This is a genomic window from Alterinioella nitratireducens (assembly GCF_013155465.1).
GTDB lineage: Bacteria > Pseudomonadota > Alphaproteobacteria > Rhodobacterales > Rhodobacteraceae > Alterinioella > Alterinioella nitratireducens.
Genome location: NZ_JABJVX010000036.1, coordinates 1 through 5,821, shown reverse-complemented (window position 1 = coordinate 5,821; position 5,821 = coordinate 1). Strand labels below are relative to the sequence as shown.

9 protein-coding genes are annotated in these 5,821 nt (G+C 59.7%); 7 read left to right on the top strand and 2 right to left on the bottom strand.

Annotation, left to right across the window (positions count from 1 at the left end; all coding sequences use genetic code 11):
- Nucleotides 1–306: 306 nt before the first annotated feature.
- From HNS34_RS20280 to HNS34_RS20270, 3 genes are read left to right on the top strand one after another with little or no spacing between them, the layout of a single operon-like run.
- On the top strand, nucleotides 307–1,095 hold the full coding sequence (locus HNS34_RS20280) for a TIGR04255 family protein (RefSeq protein ID WP_172321891.1): 789 nt from the start codon (nucleotides 307–309) through the stop codon (nucleotides 1,093–1,095).
- Nucleotides 1,092–1,703, top strand: coding sequence for a hypothetical protein (locus HNS34_RS20275; RefSeq protein WP_172321890.1), 612 nt, complete (start codon nucleotides 1,092–1,094; stop codon nucleotides 1,701–1,703). Before HNS34_RS20280 ends, HNS34_RS20275 begins: the two co-directional genes overlap by 4 nt.
- A 53-nt stretch (nucleotides 1,704–1,756) precedes the next feature.
- Nucleotides 1,757–2,152: a hypothetical protein gene (locus HNS34_RS20270; RefSeq protein ID WP_172321889.1), complete on the top strand. Its 396-nt coding sequence runs from the start codon at nucleotides 1,757–1,759 to the stop codon at nucleotides 2,150–2,152.
- An 80-nt stretch (nucleotides 2,153–2,232) separates the two neighbouring features.
- On the opposite strand, the gene HNS34_RS20265 is transcribed toward HNS34_RS20270, so the two are convergent.
- Complete coding sequence (locus tag HNS34_RS20265; RefSeq protein ID WP_172321888.1) at nucleotides 2,233–2,958, bottom strand: hypothetical protein; 726 nt, start codon at nucleotides 2,956–2,958, stop codon at nucleotides 2,233–2,235.
- Between the two features lies 1 nt (nucleotide 2,959).
- Nucleotides 2,960–3,637: a LexA family transcriptional regulator gene (locus tag HNS34_RS20260; RefSeq protein ID WP_113824981.1), complete on the bottom strand. Its 678-nt coding sequence runs from the start codon at nucleotides 3,635–3,637 to the stop codon at nucleotides 2,960–2,962.
- A gap of 108 nt (nucleotides 3,638–3,745) precedes the next feature.
- Here HNS34_RS20260 and HNS34_RS20255 point away from each other — a divergent pair, with 108 nt between their 5' ends.
- The 4 genes from HNS34_RS20255 to HNS34_RS20240 all read left to right on the top strand — a co-directional run bounded on the left by HNS34_RS20255 (nucleotide 3,746) and on the right by HNS34_RS20240 (nucleotide 5,743).
- A complete protein-coding gene (locus HNS34_RS20255; protein ID WP_172321887.1) occupies nucleotides 3,746–4,429 on the top strand; it encodes a hypothetical protein in 684 nt (227 codons plus the stop codon).
- Nucleotides 4,430–4,644: 215 nt separating this feature from the next.
- Nucleotides 4,645–4,854, top strand: coding sequence for a helix-turn-helix transcriptional regulator (locus HNS34_RS20250; RefSeq protein WP_029058679.1), 210 nt, complete (start codon nucleotides 4,645–4,647; stop codon nucleotides 4,852–4,854).
- Nucleotides 4,851–5,210 carry a hypothetical protein gene (locus tag HNS34_RS20245; protein ID WP_235952834.1) on the top strand — a complete coding sequence of 120 codons (360 nt, stop codon included), beginning with the start codon at nucleotides 4,851–4,853 and terminating at the stop codon, nucleotides 5,208–5,210. Before HNS34_RS20250 ends, HNS34_RS20245 begins: the two co-directional genes overlap by 4 nt.
- A gap of 44 nt (nucleotides 5,211–5,254) precedes the next feature.
- Nucleotides 5,255–5,743 carry a hypothetical protein gene (locus HNS34_RS20240; protein ID WP_172321886.1) on the top strand — a complete coding sequence of 163 codons (489 nt, stop codon included), beginning with the start codon at nucleotides 5,255–5,257 and terminating at the stop codon, nucleotides 5,741–5,743.
- Nucleotides 5,744–5,821: the final 78 nt, after the last annotated feature.

Here is a 5,821-nt window from a genome sequence, read left to right as displayed (position 1 = left end):
GCCTCGCTTCGCTATGCGAAGGCTCCGCTCAGCCCGCGCTACCGGCGGGAGTTACACCAACTGTTGGGACACTGCTGAAGCTTCCGCTGGAGGCCGTTATCGCCTGTGCAGACTGGAGCGGAACCTGGCAGGCGTGGTCACCCACCGCCGCCAGTCTGTTCTTGGCCATGCCACCCGCGCTGAGCATGCACCTTTTTTGAACGCATCACGGGATATGTTTGGTGACGGCGCCAAACATACCATATATGGTAGAGGAGTGCTGGCGCGGCGTGCTAAGGCGCGACCCAGACTATCGACTGAGGGAAAATGAAAGTAAGGTTTAAAAATTCACCAATTAATGAGCTGGTGATCGCCACTTATTTCAATCCGCCGCTGTTCTCTTTGCGCAGTGAGCATATCGGGCTTTTTTGGTCCCGAATTCGCAACGAGTTTCCAGCCATCGAGCAACAAGCACCGGTCGGCGGTGCCGAGGCATTCGAGCAAATCAGCGGCGAGTTTTTCCCGATGCCGCGTTTCTGGTTCGTAGCCGAGGACAAGGTAAACCTCATACAATTACAAAAGAACGCTTTCATGCTCAATTGGCGTCGGCGGGACGCGCAGTACCCGCACTTTGCTGAAAACCTCAAACCGGCTTTCGACAAGTATTATCGCATTTTCGAGGATTTTGCTTGTGAGGATGTGGGAATCGATAAAATTGAGATCGACCTGTGCGAACTGACATACATCAACACGATTGAGGCCTGCGAATACTGGGAGGGTCCGCAAGACACGTCGAGGGTCATCCCGTCCTTTGCGATGCCTGACGCCGGCATCGAGGCGAGCGGGCAACCCGCATTCAACTGCACCTTTGTCTATGTACCTTCGAAAGACCTGCAATTGCGGGTTAGTATTCGCAACGGTGAATCGACGGCGCGGCCTGCAACGCCGGTTCTCGTGGTTGAGATTAAGGCAACAGGACGACTTGGACAGGTGGGGAAGTCTGCAGCCGATGCGTGGTTCGAGCGGGCGCACGATGCAATAATTGCCTGCTTTGTCGGCATTACAAGCAAAGAAATTCAACAAAAGTACTGGAAGCCGGTAGAGGAGGAAGCATGATCGCCGCACTGGATTTGGAAAGGGTTACGCTGGATCCCGGCTATCAGCCGCCCGCGGTCATGGCCGAGATGGACAGCGCCTCTGTCTTCAATATCGATTTGCCGGTAGCAGCCCGTCAAAGATTTTTCTATCGCGGGCCGAAGCCAGATCATCAGAGTGAGGCGGCCACACTGACCGATCTAGTCGTGCGTGTGTTCGATCCCAGCAACGCACTGACTCAAGAACTGGGCGAAAAGGCGAAGCGGGCACACGCGGATTTGCAGGCCTATCAGGTCAGGATCGAGGCGTTGCGCGCCGAAGCGAGACAGGACGGTTACGACCTGAACACAACATCCGAGCGCGATTTCTGGCGCTTCATTCGTTCTGAACCGTTCACCCGCAAGGGTAACCTAGTGCTGCTTGATAACGGCAACCTTCGCGCCATGTGGAAAGGCGAGCACGGCACCCATATTGGCCTGCAGTTCCTTGGCGGCCACACAGTGCAATACGTTATATTTAGGCGGCGGGCGGCGGCTGGAGTAGTTTCACGTGTGGCCGGGCGAGACAGCATTGATGGCGTCAGACGACAGATCGCGGCTTTTGACCTGCGACCACTGATCTATGCATGAAGGGCGATGATCTACCTGCCGCTGATCATATAGTCCGCTATGTTAAGCCAAGTATGATCCAGGAAGACGGCACAGCAAACGGTGCTGACTTTCGCCTCCGACCAAACCGGCCGGATGAAACCGGTGTATCCGTAAACTGGCTGGAAGCCTTTGATACCGATAAGGCGCAGCAACTCGCGGAGGTGCGTCGTTTATACCGGCTGACAGTCAGAAGGACAGGCCGATTCGCCGAGCTAAACATTGGCGCCGTCCGCGAGAAGGTGACCGAAGAGCTTGCAACACTGCGAATCGTTCATGATCCCCTCGAAGCGGACGGGGATTTTGAGGCCGACCATTCACATGCGGAGATTGATGGCCTGCCGCCAGGAGACTCGCCGGAGGCTGACATGATCGGCGACATGATTGCTGAATGCGTGATCAACATGCATCCGGCAATAGAGGAACCCTAAGCAATATTCGAAGCCTGTGTTGTTGCAGGCGCGGAGAATGTCGATGACCTAAACCCGGCATGGACACCAGCGCCAAGCGGTCAGTGCCGCTTCGCCCTCCGCAACATCGCGTCAGTCTCCAGCCGTAGCGCCGCTCGCCACAACGGCGTCTTGGTGAAAGTGCTCTCCCGCGTCCTAAGCAAACCCTTAGATCGGCTCTCTTGTAGCAGCCCCGTCCAGCAGAGCGGGCGTAGTACCTGAATGTAGAGACTGCTCATTACGTTGTCGAAACGATCGCTGGGATCGGGTTCGCCGAACAGCACCTGACGGAGGTCAGCACCCGTCGCACCGTCTTCGGTCTCGACGTTCAACACGTTCATGAACACGTCCCAATTGCCCAGGAGCGGCTCGTCATCGAAGCGCAAGAAGCGGGCGTGATTGACTTCGAACAGGTAAAACGGCGTGACGATGCCGAAGAGGCGACCAGTATGCCCGACCAATCCCTGGCCCGCCTTGGTCAGCTTGTACTGCCCCTTGTAGTGCCGCCCGATCTTCAACGCGATCATCACGTCGTGAAGATCCATCAGCGGGCCAAAGTCGATTTCGTTCAGCACCTTGTTGATGGCGAAGAGGTCTTCCTCGGTGTAGCCGGGCCAGTTGAACTCCCGCGCCGCCCAATGAACGAACACACGCTTGAAGGCCTTCGACGGCGTCAGCCCGATCCCGCCATGTTCGGCGATGTAGGAGAAAGTCTTTTCCAGCGCCCGCATCATAGGTGAGTGCGCCAGCACGGGATCAGCATCGTCAATCTGGCGGAATTCGATCATCTCAAATCTCCCGCGCGAACCAGCGGATCCGGCCGATAATGTGGATTTCCTCGGCACTGCGTTCGTACGGGCTATAGAAGCCGTTGTCGGAGATCACCCGCACAGCGGGTGGATCGCTGTTGGGGACATGCTCGAGCCGCTTGGCTACCAAACCCATGCCGTCATCCAAAACGAAGATCCCGGGCGGGTTCGGCGCGCGGCGGGTCATGTCAACCAAGACGGTGTCGCCGTCCAGCAGGGTCGGCGCCATGCTGTCGCCTTCGACGTGCATGATGCGCAACTGTGACGGGCTGGCCTTGAGGCTGCCCTTTATCCAAGACCGGCGGAAGTGATAGGCGCGACCGGGCGTGTCGTGATCCTCGGTCACCACCGCGCCGCCGCCCATTGACGGGCGCGGGCTGGCGTGTGCGATCGCCACGAAGGTTTCATCCGGGTTTTCGATGAATGGCGGCTCGCCCTCGACCTCGCCGATGCCGTGGATCAGCCACTCCCTCTCGACCTTCAGGACGCGGGCGACCTCGGCCAGCTTGTCGATACCGGGGCGTGCAGAGCGGCCGCGCAGGATGTCATAGACGAAGGATCGATTGACCCCGGCCATCTCGGCAACATGGGCTGGGCTCAGCCCGAGTTGCTGAGCGCGGGCGCGGAGGCGGTCTGAGAGCGTGTGATGCTCGGTCATGTTTTCCCCAGAGGGCTGTGGATCAAATAGGATAAAACAGGATTGATCGGAGGGCGTCAAGGATTTAGAACAAACCCTAAACACTCAATGGCAGGAATCGGGGGTCAGATGGAAATCGAGAAGGCTTATTTTACTCTGCCGGAGATCCTCGATCGCTGGTCCATCTCCGAAGCTGACCTGATCTATCTGGCGGAGAACGACAAGCTGCGGCTGTCGGTGCGTGTCTTCAGTGTGCCGTTGGAGTTGGGTGACTATGATGAAACCGGCGAGGGGGAGCGATTCCGCGTGCCTTGGGAGCAGAGCCGCTTCAGCGGTCTGCTGGATTTGTATGCGCAGGACGTCTTCCAGCTTTTTCGGTGCAGCGAGGCCCATCTCAGCGATTTTCGTATGCCGCGCGCGTCCTATGCAACCCTCTATGGCGAAGCTGAACCGATCTTCGTGATGATCGGAGATCTGCTGCTAAGGCGCGAGGAACGTGATCGTTTTGAAGCGGAGACTGGGTTCTCCGGCGCAGAGACCGGTCCGCAGCTGCCGATCTTCAGCGCATCACCTGACTATCACGACGTCCGTTGCGGCGGGCACCAGTTTCGCCTTGGCCCCATCCAGGCGCAGGTTGTCCGTGCGCTACATGAGGCGGCGCACCGTGGCGAGGCTTGGCAGAGCGGTAAGGCGATCCTGTCGGCGGCTGGCTCGAAGAGCCTGAAAATGTCCGACGTGTTCAAATCCCAGAAGCAGTGGCGATCGCTGATCGAATCAAACGGTCGCGGAAACTACCGTCTGAACTGCGGTTGATTCCGGTCCGTCCCGTTCGAGCGCGTGCGTCCCTCCGGCTCCACAGTGGGATGCGCAGGGGGATGAGAGTGGGATGACAATCCCCCGCCACGGCGTTCGCCGCTGAGTTGCAATGCTCAAACTGATCCCCCTCCGTATCCCACTTCGATCCTGACGACATCCCACAGCAGGATTTTGCATCTTCCTCCCAACGCAGCAAGCGACAGGAGACGAAGATGCAGCTCAAACACCTCAATCAGAAAGAACTGGCCCGGCGGTGGAACATCTCGCACCGCACGCTGGAGCGGTGGCGGTGGGCCGGTGAAGGTCCGCAGTTCATGAAGCTCGGCGGCCGTGTGGTTTACCGCATGGAGGATATCACCGCGTTCGAGCAGGACCAGCTGCGCCACAGCACCGGCGCGGATGCGCATGCGGGTGCCGCATGATGGTCCGCCTCGATGATTTTGCGGCCGACCGGGTGGTGCCGTTTTGCGCCGCTGTCGGTCTGGACGAGGTCGGGCTCTGCGCCTGGATCGCGCAGGCCGAGCCCGGCGAGACGCTGGTCTATCACCGCGGGTTTCTGGCGGTCGATGCCACGGCAGTTCTCTCGAAACTGCCTGCAGACCGTCAGCGCGCCTTGCGCCAGGTCGCGGCAGCCGCCCTTCGCGCGGCCGAGCAGAACCTTGTCCATCTCGTCCAGGCGCGGATTGGTCCCGACCATTTCGCCTACATCGTCGTCGCCCGGCCCAAACCTCGATCCAGCGGTGCCGCCCTGTCGGTCCGCCTGCTCGAGGCCGCGTGATGCCCGCCTTCCAATCCTTTTTCACCGATCACGGAGACAATTTCATGCCATTCCCCGAGAACACCCCAACGCTGGACGATCTGCCTTCGCTCAGCGCGGCTGAGATCGCGGCCCTGCCGGTCGAGTTGCTGGCGATCCTGCAGCGCGAAATCGACGAGCGTCTGAAGCGGGACAAGACGGCCAAGGCCCGCTTCGATGCAGCGCTGGCTGTCCGCTACGCCACTCGCGCCACCGAGGAACGCCAGGTTCAGGCCAAAGACACTGGCACCGTCCGGTTCGATGATGGCGATTTCACCGTGGTCGCCGATCTGCCGAAGCGGGTGGATTGGGACCAAAACCGGCTGGCCGCCATGGTGGCGCGGATCCGAGATGCAGGCGACGACCCCGCCGAATATGTCGATCTGGCCTACAAGGTGCCGGAGCGCAAATACGCGGCCTGGCCGGAGGCCATCCGGCAGGGTTTCGAGCCCGCGCGCACTGTCCGGCCCGGCAACCTGAAGGTCGAGATCCTCGCGCAGGGGGCTGACCAGTGAGCCTCCCCATCATCAGCGCCGACCAGCGGTTGGCGGAGCCGCGCGGCATCAAGGGCTGCATCTTCGGGAAATCCGGTA